12 protein-coding genes are annotated in these 14,531 nt (G+C 64.0%); 7 read left to right on the forward strand and 5 right to left on the reverse strand.

What is annotated here, in order from left to right; genetic code table 11:
• The first annotated feature begins 8 nt into the window (after positions 1–8).
• Entirely contained in the window at positions 9–491 is a 483-nt protein-coding gene (locus tag IVB27_RS12420; protein WP_247443865.1) for a nucleoside deaminase, read from the forward strand.
• A 157-nt stretch (positions 492–648) separates the two neighbouring features.
• Here the strand turns inward: IVB27_RS12420 and IVB27_RS12425 are convergent, their stop codons facing one another.
• The gene (locus IVB27_RS12425; RefSeq protein WP_247443866.1) at positions 649–1,758 is read right to left on the reverse strand and encodes a hypothetical protein; all 1,110 of its coding nucleotides are present in this window, start codon (positions 1,756–1,758) and stop codon (positions 649–651) included.
• 571 nt (positions 1,759–2,329) lie between these two features.
• Here IVB27_RS12425 and IVB27_RS12430 point away from each other — a divergent pair.
• From IVB27_RS12430 to IVB27_RS12445, 4 genes are all read left to right on the forward strand, one after another.
• On the forward strand, positions 2,330–3,901 hold the full coding sequence (locus IVB27_RS12430) for an ABC transporter ATP-binding protein (RefSeq protein WP_247443867.1): 1,572 nt from the start codon (positions 2,330–2,332) through the stop codon (positions 3,899–3,901).
• The gene (locus tag IVB27_RS12435) at positions 3,885–4,976 is read left to right on the forward strand and encodes an ABC transporter permease (RefSeq protein ID WP_247443868.1); all 1,092 of its coding nucleotides are present in this window, start codon (positions 3,885–3,887) and stop codon (positions 4,974–4,976) included. The genes IVB27_RS12430 and IVB27_RS12435 overlap by 17 nt, the downstream gene beginning before the upstream one ends.
• Positions 4,963–5,880 carry an ABC transporter permease gene (locus IVB27_RS12440; RefSeq protein WP_247443869.1) on the forward strand — a complete coding sequence of 306 codons (918 nt, stop codon included), beginning with the start codon at positions 4,963–4,965 and terminating at the stop codon, positions 5,878–5,880. The genes IVB27_RS12435 and IVB27_RS12440 overlap by 14 nt, the downstream gene beginning before the upstream one ends.
• Before the next feature lie 78 nt (positions 5,881–5,958).
• Positions 5,959–7,035, forward strand: a complete 1,077-nt coding sequence (locus IVB27_RS12445; protein WP_247443870.1) for a BMP family ABC transporter substrate-binding protein — start codon at positions 5,959–5,961, stop codon at positions 7,033–7,035.
• Between the two features lie 112 nt (positions 7,036–7,147).
• Here the strand turns inward: IVB27_RS12445 and IVB27_RS12450 are convergent, their stop codons facing one another.
• Positions 7,148–8,497 (reverse strand): 8-oxoguanine deaminase, encoded by a 1,350-nt coding sequence (locus IVB27_RS12450; protein WP_247443871.1) that lies wholly within the window; start codon positions 8,495–8,497, stop codon positions 7,148–7,150.
• A 150-nt stretch (positions 8,498–8,647) separates the two neighbouring features.
• Here IVB27_RS12450 and IVB27_RS12455 point away from each other — a divergent pair, with 150 nt between their 5' ends.
• Positions 8,648–9,475, forward strand: a complete 828-nt coding sequence (locus tag IVB27_RS12455) for an FAD binding domain-containing protein (RefSeq protein WP_247443872.1) — start codon at positions 8,648–8,650, stop codon at positions 9,473–9,475.
• Positions 9,472–12,198, forward strand: coding sequence for a molybdopterin-dependent oxidoreductase (locus IVB27_RS12460; RefSeq protein ID WP_247443873.1), 2,727 nt, complete (start codon positions 9,472–9,474; stop codon positions 12,196–12,198). The genes IVB27_RS12455 and IVB27_RS12460 overlap by 4 nt, the downstream gene beginning before the upstream one ends.
• Here IVB27_RS12460 and uraD read toward each other — a convergent pair.
• The 3 genes from uraD to IVB27_RS12475 are packed head-to-tail and all read right to left on the reverse strand — an operon-like array spanning position 12,195 to position 14,440.
• Positions 12,195–13,082 (reverse strand): 2-oxo-4-hydroxy-4-carboxy-5-ureidoimidazoline decarboxylase, encoded by an 888-nt coding sequence (uraD, locus tag IVB27_RS12465; protein WP_247443874.1) that lies wholly within the window; start codon positions 13,080–13,082, stop codon positions 12,195–12,197. The two genes, IVB27_RS12460 and uraD, sit on opposite strands and share 4 nt — an antisense overlap.
• Positions 13,083–13,090: 8 nt before the next feature.
• Positions 13,091–14,026 carry an allantoinase PuuE gene (gene puuE / locus IVB27_RS12470; protein WP_247443875.1) on the reverse strand — a complete coding sequence of 312 codons (936 nt, stop codon included), beginning with the start codon at positions 14,024–14,026 and terminating at the stop codon, positions 13,091–13,093.
• Positions 14,027–14,440, reverse strand: coding sequence for a DUF3830 family protein (locus IVB27_RS12475; RefSeq protein ID WP_247348369.1), 414 nt, complete (start codon positions 14,438–14,440; stop codon positions 14,027–14,029).
• Positions 14,441–14,531: the final 91 nt, after the last annotated feature.

Consider the following 14,531-nt stretch of genomic DNA (forward strand, 5'->3'; position numbering starts at 1 on the left):
GAAGAGCGATGAGCGGCGCATCCGAGCGCGACGAACACTTCCTCCGCCTTTCGTTTGCGGTCGCCCGCCGTTCCCTCACCCATGGCAACCATCCCTTCGGTTGCATCGTCGTCGATGCCGAAGGCAAGGTGCTGATAGAGGCCGAGAACGGCTACATGCCGGATCACGATGGCACCGCGCATGCCGAGCGTCTCGCGGCGACGCAGGCCTGCCGTACGCTCGGCCGCGAGGTGCTGGCGAAGGCCACGCTCTACTCCTCCGCAGAGCCCTGTGCGATGTGCGCCGGCGCGATCTACTGGGCCGGCATCAGCCGTGTGGTCTATGGCCTCAGCGAGCACCGCCTGCGCGGCATCACCGGCGATCATCCGGAGAACCCGACACTCGACCTGCCCTGCCGCGAGGTCTTTGCCAGCGGGCAACGGCCGACGGAGGTTGTGGGGCCACTGCTCGAAGACGAGGCCGAAGCGCTGCACGACGGCGTGTGGAAGTAGCAAACAAGAGTTCAACTCCGTTGGGTAGGTTACGCCAGCGGACTGCGCTTCGCGCAGCAACGTGCTCATCTACCTACTTTCCTTATCCACAAACGAAGATGACGCCGCGGAGGTTTGACGCGGCATCATCGTCGTTCAGCCGAAGAGTGTCAGGTGGCTAGAACTTCACAGTGACACCGGAGTAGAGCGAGGACTCGGTGCAGGACCCGGTGCTCACCTTTGCCCCGCCGGCCAGGGTGGTGCAGGCCACGGCGTTGTTGTGATCGAGGCCGAACTTGTTCTGCCAGTAGCGGTAGGCGACCCAAACGTCCACGAAGTGCGAATACTTCTCACCCCAGACTGCCTTCGAGGCATCGAGGGTCAGGCGGATCGGCTCGGAGTTGAACTCGACCTTGGTGGGATAGACGCCGTTGGCGACGCTGGCGGGAAGCGGCTCGGTGTCTGTTCCCTTCTTGCCGTACCAGCCGGCGCGGCCGCTGATCGAGAAATACTGCATGTTCGGCGGCAGGAAGCCGAGGTCCATATAATAATTGGTCTCGATCGCCCAGGTTGGCTTGAACGACGTGTTGCCGTCGGCAATACACGGCGCGGACCAACCGGCGCCGCACTGCGAGAAGGAGTTGTGGTTGGCAAACTCCCAGTACACCAGCGGCGCTACGTTGAAATAGCCCTTGTAGGGAAGGTCGAAAGCGAACTGCAGACCGGCGACGACGTCGCGCTTGGCGGCGCCGAAATACCGGTTCTCCGTGTTGGCATCCATGCCAACCTCGAACGAGATGTTGTGCAGCGGTCCCTGCGTGAAGGCCTTGGTGTTGAATATCTCGTTCCAACCGAAGGTCGAGCGGAAAAGGCCATAGATTTCTGTCGCGCCGGCACAGCTCGCCGGCGTCGCTGCGAAGCCTGCAGCCGGCGAAACGATCACGCCTGTGGCGGTGCAGGGGGCGGCCGGATCGTTGTGGTCCGACTTGAACATCGAGATGGTGAAGAAGTTGGTGCCGTAAGCCCAGGCATCGAAGTGGGTGAAGGAGTAGACCTGCTTCGTCGTCTTGGCGTTGATCACGCCGTTGATGTTGGTGAACGCACCGGGCTGCGAGGCGTTGAAAATGTAGGAGAAGGTGACGCGGTCGTCGATCACCAGGAAGAACGGGAGGTCCGCCGCCTTCTTGGCAGCCTTGACCGGCAGATCCGCTGCCTGAGCCAGGCCACCGGTAGCGAGCGTGGCAAGTGACAGCGCCCCTGCTGCAATTGCCTTGAAACGAAACGACATCCTGAATACCCCCAAATTTGGACACGTAAAAATGAGCGTCCCTTGGTGCGACACTTGCGCCGATCTCCCGGAGTGAGAAGCCTCAACTTGTTTCAAGGCATGCCGCTTGTTTGCCCAGGAGGCTGCGTTTCACCGGCGGATTTGGAGGGCCAATCTCACCGCCACGCGGTCAGGCGAGAGCGGCCATTGCCGGAAATTCCCATTTGATTTCGCTCGCCTTTCATGTCGAGCGGACAAGGCAGACACGATGGCCGGGAGCTACTGTCGCGGTGTTCGCAAATGCATACGCGTGATGACGCGTCTCTGCTCAAGTTCACGTCAAGCCTGCATAGCGGGTTCCGATTTGGTTTGATCCGTCACAAATTTGCAACAGACGTCACACGCGAGCCGGCGCTGCAAAGGCTGTTCGGGAAGCATTTGAGGTCGATCGCCGCCCGGCGAAAGCAGCGGCTCGCCGACACCACCTGCCTGCCGAAGCGTTGAGCAAGGGATGACGCTTTTTCACACCTTACGCGACGGTTCAAACTAGCCCACTATTGAGGCACTTCACCCCGTGCAAGCGCATCAGCGAATGTTGGATCCAACGACTAACGGCCTGCATTCCGGCGAAACCCCGCTCCTCAGGACGATCGGGCTTACCAAGCGCTATGGGGATTTCCTCGCCAACGATGCCATCGACATCGATATCTGGCCGAAAGAGATCCACGCGCTGCTGGGCGAGAACGGCGCCGGCAAGTCGACGCTGGTCAAGGCGATCTACGGGCTGATCCAGCCCAGCGCCGGCGATATTTTCTGGAACGGCAAGCCGATCGCGCTGACCGGTCCCTCGGAAGCTCGCAGTCGCGGCATCGGCATGGTGTTCCAGCATTTCTCGCTGTTCGACAATCTCACCGTCGCCGAGAACGTCGCGCTCGGCCTCGATGGGAGAGAGTCTTTCAAGGACATCTCGGCACGGCTTGAGCAGGTGTCGAAGACTTATGGTCTGCAGCTCGATCCCAAACGCGAGGTCTGGCAATTGTCGGTCGGCGAACGCCAGCGCATCGAGATTGTCCGCGCGCTGATGCAGGATCCGCAATTCCTGATCCTGGACGAACCCACCGCGGTGCTGACCCCGCAGGAAGCCGACCAGCTCTTCATCGTGCTGGAGCGGCTCAAGGCCGAAGGCCGCGCCATCCTCTACATCAGCCACAAGCTCGAAGAGGTGAAGCGCCTGTGCGACACCGCGACGATCCTGCGCGGCGGCAAGAAGGTCGAGACGTGCAATCCCAGGCTTGAGACCGCCGCATCGCTCGCGCGCATGATGGTCGGCGGCGAGGTCAAGCAAGTGAAAGCGGCCGCCGGCCGGCAGACCACCGTGCCGCGCCTCGTCGTCAACGACCTCACGCTCGCTCCTGTCGAGGCGCATGGCGTGCGGCTCGAGCATATCTCGTTCGAGCTGAAGGGTGGCGAAATCCTCGGCATTGCCGGCGTCGCGGGCAACGGCCAGGACGAATTGTTCGCTGCACTGTCCGGCGAGCGCTTGTCGAGGGACCCCGGCACGATCGTGATCGAAGGCCTTGCTGCCGGCCACCTCTCGATCACGCAGCGCCGCAAGCTCGGCGCGGCTTTCGTTCCCGAAGAGCGGCTCGGCCACGGCACTGCGCCGCGCATGAAGCTTTCGGAGAACGCGCTGCTCACCGGGCACGCCGCCAGCGGTATGGTCCATCACGGCTTCATCGACACCGCCGCGACGCTGAAGACCGTCGATCGCACGACCGAGACGTTCGACGTTCGCAAGGCCAAACGCGATCCGGAAGCCGCGAGCCTCTCCGGCGGCAATCTGCAAAAGTTCATCGTGGGACGCGAGATTCTGCGCAACCCCGCGGTGCTGGTGGTGAGCCAGCCGACCTGGGGCGTCGACGCCGGCGCTGCCGCCGTCATTCGCCAGGCGCTGCTTGATCTTGCAACCGCCGGCGCCGCCGTGCTCGTCACCAGTCAGGACCTCGACGAGCTCGCGGAAATCGCCGACCGCATTGCCGTGATGTTCCACGGCCATCTGTCCGCCCCGCTCGCCACCAGCGAGGCGACCCGCGAAAAACTCGGGCTGTTGATGGGCGGCAGCACGCTGGAGCCGAAGGAGGACGTGCATGCAGTTGGTGCTTGAGAAGCGCGCGGAACGCTCCAACACGATCGCACTGATCTCTCCGCTGATCGCGATCGGCCTCACGATCGTGACGATGGTCATCCTGTTCGCGATCCTCGGCAAGAATCCGCTGCTCGCCCTGCACGCCTATTTCATCGCGCCTTTGACCGACAGCTATTCGCTCCAGGAAATCGCGGTGAAGGCGACGCCGCTGGTGATGATCGCGATCGGGCTGTCGCTCTGCTATCTCGCCAACGCCTGGAACATCGGCGCCGAAGGGCAGTTCCTGATCGGCGCGGTCGCCGGAAGCTGGATTGCAGTGAAGACGCAAGGCACCGACGCCGGCGCCTGGGTGCTGCCGGTCATGCTTGTGCTCGCCGCCGCAGCGGGCGCGCTCTACGCGCTGATCCCGGCGATCTGCAAGGTGAAGTTCGGCGCCAGCGAAATCCTGACCAGCCTGATGCTGGTCTATGTCGCCGACCTCTTCCTCGATTATCTCGTGCGCGGGCCATGGCGCGATCCGCACGGTTTCAACTTCCCGACTACGGCCGAGTTCGATCCGGTCGCAGCGGTGCCGCTGCTGATCGAAGGCGGCCGGCTGCATCTCGGCTCCATCGTCGCGCTGTTGGTCGTCGCGGCAGCGGCCATATTGCTCGGACGCACCATCAAGGGATTCGAGATTCGCGTGGTCGGTGCAGCGCCCCGCGCCGCGCGGTTCGGCGGCTTCAATTCCAATCAGTTGGTCATCCTGACTTTCGCGGTGTCCGGCGCGCTCGCGGGCCTCGCCGGTATCATCGAGGTCGCAGGACCGGTCGGCCATCTTCAGCCCGGTATCTCGCCGGGCTACGGTTTTACCGCGATCATCGTTGCCTTCCTCGGCCGATTGAACCCGCTTGGAATATTAATTGCAGGCCTTTTTCTTGCGTTGACCTTTATCGGCGGCGAGCAGGCACAGATCACAATGAAGATTCCGTTGGACGTCACCAAGGTTTTCCAGGGCATCCTGCTGTTCTACGTGCTCGCCTGCGATTCCCTCATTCTATACCGCTTCAAGCTGGTGTTCCCGAACCGACAGGTGGCTCGTGGAGCTGGTTGAAGCCATCATCCTCGCGGTGCTCGCCGCCTCAACGCCGCTTTTGATCGCGGCGACCGGCGAGCTCGTGACTGAACGGTCCGGCGTGCTCAATCTCGGGGTCGAAGGCATGATGATCGTTGGCGCCGCATGTGGCTTTGCAGGTGCGTGGCTGACCGGCTCGATATTCATTGGCGCACTGTTCGGCATCGTCGCCGGCACGATGATGTCGCTGGTCTTCGCGCTGATGGCGCTCGGGCTTGCGGTCAACCAAGTTGCGACAGGTCTCGCACTGACCATCCTCGGCGTCGGTCTGTCCGGCCTAATCGGCGCTGGCTTCGTCGGCGAGCGCATCACGCCGGCAGTGCATCTCTACGTCCTCGGTTTGACCGACATCCCGCTGATCGGCCGCGTGCTGTTCGGCGAGGACGCCTTCATCTATTTCTCGTTGGCGCTGGTCGTCGGCGTCTGGTGGTTCCTGTACCGCACGCGACCCGGCTTGATCCTGCGCGCCTGCGGCGACAACCACGTCTCCGCGCATGCGCTCGGCTATCCCGTGCTGCGCATTCGTACCTTGGCCGTGATGTTCGGCGGCGCCTGCGCCGGACTTGCCGGCGCTTATCTACCGCTCGCCTATACGCCCTTCTTCATTCCCGGCATGACCGCAGGCCGCGGCTGGATCGCGCTGGCGCTGGTGGTGTTCTCGTCCTGGCGGCCCGGCCGACTCGTGGTCGGCGCCTACCTGTTCGGCGCGGTGACGATCCTGCAACTGCACGCGCAGGGTTGGGGCGTCGGCATTCCCTCGCAGTTCATGTCGGCGCTGCCATACCTTGCGACCGTCATCGTGCTGGTCCTGCTCTCCCGCGCGCGCACCGGCGGATCGACCGCGCCGGCCGCACTCGGCACCGTGTTCGTGCCTGACCGCTAGCGTTTCATTTCTGCCGCGTGCGCGATGGGGCGCGGACGTTGCGGATCGTGACTTTCCCCTGATGTTTGGAGATTGATGATGAGGAAATCACTTCTTGCGCTGGCTGCCGGGCTTTTGCTCGCCGGAAGCGTCAGCGCAGCCTCCGCCGCCGACAAGCTGAAAGTCGGCTTTATCTATTTGGGTCCGATCGGAGACCTCGGCTGGACCTATCAGCATGAGCTGGCACGCCAGGCGCTGGTGAAGGAGCTCGGCGACAAGATCGAGACCACCTTTCTCGAAAACGTGCCTGAAGGTCCCGACGCCGAGCGGGCCATCGAGCAGCTTGTCCGCGCCGGCAACAAGCTGATCTTCACGACGTCGTTCGGCTATATGGATCCGACGCTGAAGGTCGCGAAGAAATACCCGAACGTGCATTTCGAGCACTCTACCGGCTACAAGCGCAATCCGAACATGTCGACCTACTCGGCCAAATGGTACCAGGGCCGCTACATCCAGGGCCTGATCGCGGCCAAGATGTCGAAGTCCGGCGTGCTCGGCTATATCGGCTCGTTCCCGATTCCGGAGGTCGTCTCTGGCATCAATGCGACGATCCTGGCGGCGCAGACCATCAACCCGAACATCAAGGTGAAGATCATCTGGGCCAACACCTGGTTCGATCCGGGCAAGGAGGCGGACGCTGCCAAGGCGCTGATCGACCAGGGCGCTGATGTCATCATGCAGCACACGGATTCGCCGGCGGCGATGCAGATCGCCAGCGAACGCGGCAAGCTCGCCTTCGGCCAGGATTCCGAGATGATCAAGTTCGGGCCGAAGACCCAGCTGACCTCGATCCTCGACACCTGGGGTCCCTACTACATCGCCCGCGTCAAGGCGGAACTCGACGGCACCTGGAAATCCGAGGACACCTGGGGCGGCCTCGACAGCCACATGTTCGCGATGGCGCCCTACACCAACATGCCCGACGACGTGAAGAAGATCGCCGAGGATGCCCAGGCCGCGATCACCGCGGGCAAGCTGCATCCGTTCAAATGCCCGGTCGTTGGGCAGGACGGCAAGCCGGTCGAGTGCAAGGGTGGCGCAAATCTCGACGACGGCCAGATCCTCGGCATGAATTTCTACGTCAAGGGCATCGACGACAAGCTGCCGGGCAAGTAGCACGCTTCTTGCATGGCCTAAATCACCTGCTCCTCCCGGAGGAGGTTCGGAGGGGGTGGCCAGAAGCACCCGGCACTTGTGGTCGCCCCCTCTTTTTATTTTCGCCGGGATATTATCCCGCCTGCATCTTCCGCGCCGCCGAACTGTGGCGGCGGATGAGGTCAGGGACGTCCAGCCCCGGGATCGCGCCGTCGATCACGGCCCATTTTCCCGCCACCATCACCCGGTCGGCCCGATGCGCCCCGCACAGCACCAGTGCGGCCAGCGGATCGCCGTGGCCGGAGAAGCGCAATTCGTCGAGCCTGAACAACGCGAGATCGGCAGCCTTGCCGACCGCGATCTCGCCGAGTTCCGGCCGGCCGACGCAGGCCGCGGAGCCTTTGGTGGCCCAGCGCAGCGCATCCTTGTGGCTGACCTTCGTCACCCCGTAGCGCGCCCGTTGCAGCAGGAAGGCGGTCCGCACCTCCTGCATCAGGTTCGATCCATCGTTCGAGGCCGAGCCGTCGACACCGATGCCGATGCCGACACCGGCCTCCTCCATCTCGCAGACAGGGCAGCAGCCGGAGGCCAGAATCTGGTTGCTGCACGCGCAATGGCTGATGGTCGTCTTTGCCTTGCCGAGCCGCTTCATTTCCTCGGCGTTGAAGAAGATGCCATGAGCGAGCCACGTCCGCGCATTGAGCCAGCCGCATTGCTCGAGATAATCGAGCGGACGGCAACCATACATCTCCTGGCAGAATTTGTTCTCGTCCTCGGTTTCGGCGAGGTGGGTGTGCAGACGCACGTCGAGCTTGTCGGCGAGATCGGCGGTCGCGCGCATCAGGGACGTCGTCACCGAGAAGGGTGAGCACGGTGCGAGCGCGATCTGCACCATCGCATCCGCACCGCGCTGATGGTGCCTGGCGACCACGCGCGCGCTGTCCGCGAGGATGGTGTCCTCATCCTGCACGACGCTATCGGGCGGCAGGCCGCCGTCGCGCTGCGGCAGGTTCATCGAGCCGCGCGTGAGCAGCACCCGCACGCCGAGCCGTCTTGCGACTCCGACTTCGATATCGACGGCGTCTTCGAGTCCCGCCGGAAACACGTAGTGATGATCCGTCGTGGTGGTGCAGCCGGAGAGCAGAAGCTCCGACATCGCCACCGTGACAGCGAGCTCGAGCGCATCCGGCGTCAGCTTCGCCCATACCGGATAGAGCGCCTGGAGCCAGGGAAACAGCTCGCGGTCCATCGCCGCCGGCAGCGCCCGTGTCAGCGTCTGGTAAAAATGGTGATGCGTGTTGATGAGTCCCGGCAGCACGACGTGGTCGCCAGCATCGAACACCGCAACATCCGCGGTTGCGGGTACACCGCCGGCCGGCACGAGTTCGACGATCCGACCGTCCTTCACCACGACCCCGCGCTCGGCCCCGTCGGCCAGGATAGCCAGGGGATCCCTGATCCAGATCGGCTTTGCATCGCTCATGATCCCGCTCCTCCTCACATCCGTAGACGGCGGCCGCCCCATGCGGAAGCCGCCCGAACGTCTTCCAGCTAGCTACTTGTTGTTGCGACTTGGCTCCGGTCTTGCAAGACTCTGTTGCATGATTCACCGGGCGGAAGCGTTGGCGCAGCCATGGATTTGAATACCATCACGACAGTGGCCCATCCGCAAACGCGCGCCCAGCTGCCGATTTGGAGGGCAGGTGATGCTTGGCTCGCGGGCGGCACCTGGCTGTTCTCGGAGCCGCAGGTCCACCTGACTCGGCTCATCGATCTGGCCGACCTGAAATGGCCGGCACTGACCGTCACCGAGAGCCATCTCGGCATCGCCGCCACGTGCACCGTTGCGCAGCTCGATGGACTCGTCTGCCCACCCGGCTGGTTCGCTGCGGCGCTGATCAACCAGTGCTGCCGCGCCTTCCTTGCATCGTTCAAGATCTGGAAGACTGCAACCGTCGGCGGCAATCTCTGCATGTCGCTTCCGGCGGGACCGATGATCTCGCTCACCGCCGCGCTCGACGGGGTCTGCACCATCTGGAAGGCAGACGGAGGCGAACGGAAGATACAAGTCACCGAATTCGTCACCGGCAACCAGCGCAATCGTCTCGCGACAGGGGACCTGCTCCGGCAGATCGATATCCCGATTGCCGCGTTGAAGCGTCGCGCGGCCTTTCGCCAGATCTCGCTGGCGCCGGTCGGCCGCTCGGCGGCGCTTCTGATCGGCAGCCTGGATACCGACGGCACGCTGAAGCTCACGGTCACCGCATCGACGGTCCGACCGATCCAGCTGTCCTTTCCCAAGCTGCCCAACGCGAGCGCGCTCCGCGATGCGATCGAGCAACACATTACCGACGAGCTTTACCACACCGACATCCACGGCAAGCCGCTCTGGCGCAAGCACATGACACTACGGCTTGCCGAAGAGATCCGTGACGAACTCCTGGGAGCGGCACCATCATGAGCTTTGAGGTCAACGGCAAACCGTTTTCGCAAGCACCGCGCGCCGGCCAGTGCCTGCGCACGTTCCTGCGCGAGCTCGGCCATTTCGGCGTGAAGAAGGGCTGCGACGCCGGCGATTGCGGCGCTTGCACCGTGCTGCTCGACGGCGAGCCGGTGCATAGCTGCCTGATCCCGGCCTTCCGCGCCGAGGGGCGCGCCGTCACCACGATCGAAGGTCTCGGCGGGGACAGCGGCGCACATCCGATGCAGCAGGCCTTCCTCGATGCGCAAGGCTTTCAATGCGGCTTCTGCACCGCCGGCATGATCCTGACCTGTGCCTCGCTCAACCAGGCGCAGCGCACCGATCTGGGCGTGGCGCTGAAGGGCAATATCTGCCGCTGCACCGGCTATCGTTCGATCGAGGATGCGCTGCTCGGCAAGTCCAATGTCGATGAGAACGTCGAGGCCGGCGCCGCATTCGGCCGCAGCCTGCCGGCGCCAGCTGGCCCTGACGTCGTGCGCGGCAAGGCGCGCTACACGTTCGACACGCAGATTGACGGCCTGCTGCATATCAAGCTGCTCCGTTCACCGCACGCCCACGCGAAGATCGTCGCGATCGACAAGTCTGCGGCGCTGAGCATTCCCGGCGTGCACGCGGTGCTGACGCATGAGGATGCGCCTACGGTGCTGATCTCGACCGCGCGGCACGAGAGGGACTGGATGGATCCCGAGGACACCCGTATCCTCGACGACGTTGTTCGCTTCATCGGCCAGAAGGTCGCTGCCGTCGTCGCAGACAGCGAAGCCGCCGCCGAGGACGCTTGCCGCCGACTGAAGGTCGATTACGAGCTTCTGCCTGCGCTGATTGATCCTGAAAAGGCGATGGCGCCGGGTGCACCTGTCATTCATCCTGACCGCACCACCGCGAACCGGATCGCCGATGCCCAGCGCAACCTCGTTGCGGAGACGCATGGCGAATTCGGCGATGTCGCAGCTGCGCTCGCGACGTCCGCCGTCACTTACGAGGCTACCTTCCACAGTCACCGTGTGCAGCATGCCGCATTGGAGACCCATGGCGGCCTGGCCTGGCTCGATGCTTCGGGCGTGCTCAATGTTCGCACCTCGACGCAGGTGCCGTTCCTGACCCGGCGCGCGCTGTCCGATATCTTCGAGCTTCCCATCGACAAGGTCCGCGTGTTCTGCGAGCGCGTCGGCGGCGGCTTTGGCGGCAAGCAGGAGATGTTCGTCGAGGACATTCTGGCGCTCGCGGTGCTCAAGACCGGGCGGCCGGTGAAGCTGGAGCTCACCCGCGAGGAGCAATTCATCGCGACCTCGACGCGACATCCGATGCGGGTCCACATCAAGGCCGGTGCGGACGCGGACGGCAGGCTCACCGCGCTCCAGCTCAACGCCCTCTCCAACACCGGCGCCTACGGCAATCACGCCGGCCCCGTGATGTTCCACTCGCTGTCCGAGTCCATCGCCGTCTACAATTGCCCGAACAAGAAGGTCGACGGCTACGCGGTCTACACCAATACGGTGCCGGCAGGCGCGTTCCGCGGTTATGGCTTGCCGCAAACACTGATCGCGACCGAAGCCGCGATCGACGAGTTGGCAAGGCAGCTCGGCATCAGCCCCTACGAGATGCGCCGGCGCAACGTCGTCAAGCCCGGCGATCCCATGCTGTCGCCGCCACCGTCGGAATTTCACGACGTGCTCTATGGCTCCTATGGGCTCGACCAGTGCCTCGATCTCGTCGAGCGCGCGATGCGGGCCGATGGTCCCCAACCGGACCTGTCGCCGGAGTGGCTGATCGGCGACGGCCTCGCGCTGACCATGATCGACACGGCGCCCCCGGCCGGCCATCTCGCGGATGCCATGGTCGCACTCAACGACGACGCCGGCTTCGACCTCACGGTCGGCACCGCCGAGTTCGGCAACGGCACCAGCACCGTGCACCGGCAGATCGCGGCGACAACGCTTGCGACCACCGTCGACCGGATTCGCCTGCGCCAGTCCGACACCGCCCACGGTGGCCACGATACCGGCGCCTATGGCAGCGCCGGCATGTTCGTCGCCGGCAAGGCGACGCATGCGGCAGCCATGCAGCTTGCGACCGAGCTGAAGACGGCCGCCGCCGGCGCATGGCTCTGCGACGTCGGGAGCTGTACGCTCGAAAGCGAGGCCGTTGTCAGTGGCGTGCGGCGCATGGCCTTTGTGGAATTGGCAAAGCTCGCGCGCGAACGCGGCCAGCCTTTCGCCGGCACCGGCAATTCCAGCGGCACGCCGCGTTCGGTCGGCTTCAACGTGCAGGGCTTTCGCGTCGCCGTGAACAAGGGCACCGGCGAGCTCAAAATTCTCAGGAGCGTGCATGCGGCTGATGCCGGTGTCGTCGCCAATCCCATGCAGTGCCGCGGTCAGGTCGAAGGCGGGGTCGCGCAGGCGCTCGGTGCCGCGCTCTACGAGGAGATGGTGATCGACGCGGACGGCCGCGTCACCAACCCGAAATTCCGCGACTACCACCTGCCCTCCTTTGCCGACGTGCCGCGCACCGAGGTTTTCTTCGCCGAAACATCCGACATGGTCGGACCGTTGGGGGCGAAGTCGATGAGCGAGAGCCCGTACAATCCGGTCGCCGCCGCGCTCGGCAACGCGATTGCCGATGCCACCGGCATCCGCTTCACCGCGCCGCCCTTCAAGCCGGACCGGCTGTTTCCGGCGCTGCGCGAGAAGTTCGGTAATTAGCTGCCGCGATAGGTCGAATAGCTCCACGGCGTGACCAATAGCGGCACGTGATAGTGCCCCTCCGGCTCGCTGATCGCGAAGCGCAGCGGGATCTCGTCGAGGAACGGCGGATCGGCGAGCTGCACGTTGCGCTCGGCGTAATATTTGGCCACGCTGCATCGGAGTTCATAGCGGCCGATCGGCAACGGACGACCGCCGATCAGCGGCTGCTCGGTGCGGCCGTCCGCATTGGTGACGGTGCGCGCGATCACGCGGCTCTCGCCGAGCGCGGAGAGTTCAACGAGCTCCACCGGGATGCCCGGCGCGGGCTTGCCGACGTGATTGTCCAACACATGGGTCGACAGCAGGCCATGGACCCTGAGCTTGTCATTGGCTGCGACGAGTTGATCGAGCCGCAACGCCGAGATACGGCCAATCTCCTCGATCGCACGTCGCGTCTCGGTCTTGGCGATATTGCGCAACCGCGTCTCGAAGTCGGCCAGCACGGAATCTTTGGTGTGACGACGCACGCAGACGATATAGGGAATGCCGAACTTGTCACGATAGGCGTTGTTGACACGCTTGAACGCTGTGTATTCGGCCTCTGACAGCCGGTCGAGCCCGGCGCTGTTCTGCTCGTCGGTCGATTCCTCCGTGAGCCCCGCCGCGCGCTGGGTCTTGTTGGCGAGGTCCGGATGCGCCCGGATCAGCGCCAATTGCACGTCGGGCTCGGCACTCTGGATCGCCGCCATCAGCGCGGCGTGCAATTGGTTGATGCCGGCGAACGGCCGCTTCGCGGCGAGTTGCCCGGCGATCCACGGCGAATATTCGACGACGTTGGCAAGCGCGGCAACGAAACTGGCTTCATCGGCCGCATTGAGATCAGACAGCGAGATCTGCGACATCGCCCCCCTCACCCGATCTCAAATGCGTCGGCCGCAAGATGCGCGTGCTTGTCGTGCCAATGCTGTGCGATCTGCAACCGCGTCGGCACCCAGACGCGCTCGTGCCTGCCGATGTAGTCGAGGAAGCGGATCAGCCCCGCGGCGCGGCCGGGTCGGCCGGCGAGTCGACAGTGCAGGCCGACCGACATCATCTTCGGCGCGCTCTCGCCTTCGGCATAAAGTACGTCGAAGGCATCCTTCAGATAGGTGAAGAACTGCTCGGCTTCGGCAAAGCCCTGCGGGTTGATGAACCGCATATCGTTGGCGTCAAGCGTATAGGGGATGACGAGCTGCTTGCCGCTCGCGCCCTTGACCCAATAGGGCAGATCGTCGGCGTAGGAGTCGCAGAGATAGAGGAAGCCGCCCTCCTCCATCAACAGACGGTTGGTGTTGTTCGAGGAGCGCCCGGTGTACCAGCCGAGCGGCCGCGATCCAGTCGCCTCGGTGTGGACGCGGATCGCTTCCGCAATCTCCGCGCGCTCCTGCGCCTCGGTCATGTCCTTGTGCTCGATCCATTTCAGGCTGTGGCTGGCGATGTCCCAGCCCGCCTCCTTCATGGCAGCCACGATTTCCGGATTGCGCTTCAGCGCGGTAGCGACACCGAACACGGTGGTCGGCCATTTGCGCTCATTGAACATTCGCCACAGCCGCCAGAAGCCGGCGCGCGAGCCATACTCGAACATCGATTCGATATTGGCGTGGCGCTGGCCGGGCCAAGGCTGCGCGCCGAGCACGTCGGACAAAAACGCTTCCGAGGCGCGATCGCCGTGCAGAATGCTGTTCTCGCCGCCCTCCTCGAAATTGACGACGAACTGCACCGCGACCCGCGCATCACCGGGCCATTGCGGGTGCGGCGGGTTGCGGCCGTAACCGCGGAGATCGCGCGGGTAGCGGGCGTCAGTCACTCAGACTTCCTCGAAGCGGATCGGCAGAGCGCCCTTCCACAGCACGCTCTTGCCGAGCGTTGCCAGGTTCTCCAGGCCAGAGGTCAGCGTGATGAAATGATTGCCGGCGAGCTGGCCCATCTTGCTTGCGAAGCTCACGCCGCCATAGGCCATCAGGATCTCGGTCTCGCTGATGCCGCCGGGATAGAGGATGATCTGGCCGGGCGCGGGATAGCTGGTGTGGTTCTCGTAGCCGACCCCGAAATCGAGGTCGCCGAGCGGCATCCACACGCCCTCGCCGCTCCAGCGCACATGGATGATGTGGCTTTCGAACGGCAGCGCCTTGCGGAACGCGGCGACAGTTTTGGGCGCCAGCTGCTCCTCGAAACGGGCATCGAAGGTGAAGTCGCCGGCGCGGATAACGAGTTTGCTCATCTCATCTCTCTGGATCGGGGCGGTGGCCTCCCGGGATACTCTCACCGGAAACTCTTGGGCAAAAAGCATTCCATCGAGCTTCGCGCAAGGG

Origin of the sequence: Bradyrhizobium sp. 197 (genome assembly GCF_023073375.1) — a bacterium.
In the GTDB taxonomy this organism is placed as follows: domain Bacteria; phylum Pseudomonadota; class Alphaproteobacteria; order Rhizobiales; family Xanthobacteraceae; genus Bradyrhizobium.

What these genes read in the sequence shown, in the direction of transcription:
- IVB27_RS12450 (WP_247443871.1), bottom strand. Translation starts at nt 8,497, where the DNA reads ATGAGCGATGCAAAGCCGATCTGGATCAGGGATCCCCTGGCTATCCTG.
- uraD (WP_247443874.1), bottom strand. Translation starts at nt 13,082, where the DNA reads ATGTCGCAGATCTCGCTGTCTGATCTCAATGCGGCCGATGAAGCCAGT.
- IVB27_RS12435 (WP_247443868.1), top strand. Translation starts at nt 3,885, where the DNA reads ATGCAGTTGGTGCTTGAGAAGCGCGCGGAACGCTCCAACACGATCGCA.
- IVB27_RS12430 (WP_247443867.1), top strand. Translation starts at nt 2,330, where the DNA reads ATGTTGGATCCAACGACTAACGGCCTGCATTCCGGCGAAACCCCGCTC.
- IVB27_RS12445 (WP_247443870.1), top strand. Translation starts at nt 5,959, where the DNA reads ATGAGGAAATCACTTCTTGCGCTGGCTGCCGGGCTTTTGCTCGCCGGA.
- IVB27_RS12460 (WP_247443873.1), top strand. Translation starts at nt 9,472, where the DNA reads ATGAGCTTTGAGGTCAACGGCAAACCGTTTTCGCAAGCACCGCGCGCC.
- IVB27_RS12425 (WP_247443866.1), bottom strand. Translation starts at nt 1,758, where the DNA reads ATGTCGTTTCGTTTCAAGGCAATTGCAGCAGGGGCGCTGTCACTTGCC.
- IVB27_RS12455 (WP_247443872.1), top strand. Translation starts at nt 8,648, where the DNA reads ATGGATTTGAATACCATCACGACAGTGGCCCATCCGCAAACGCGCGCC.
- IVB27_RS12475 (WP_247348369.1), bottom strand. Translation starts at nt 14,440, where the DNA reads ATGAGCAAACTCGTTATCCGCGCCGGCGACTTCACCTTCGATGCCCGT.
- IVB27_RS12420 (WP_247443865.1), top strand. Translation starts at nt 9, where the DNA reads ATGAGCGGCGCATCCGAGCGCGACGAACACTTCCTCCGCCTTTCGTTT.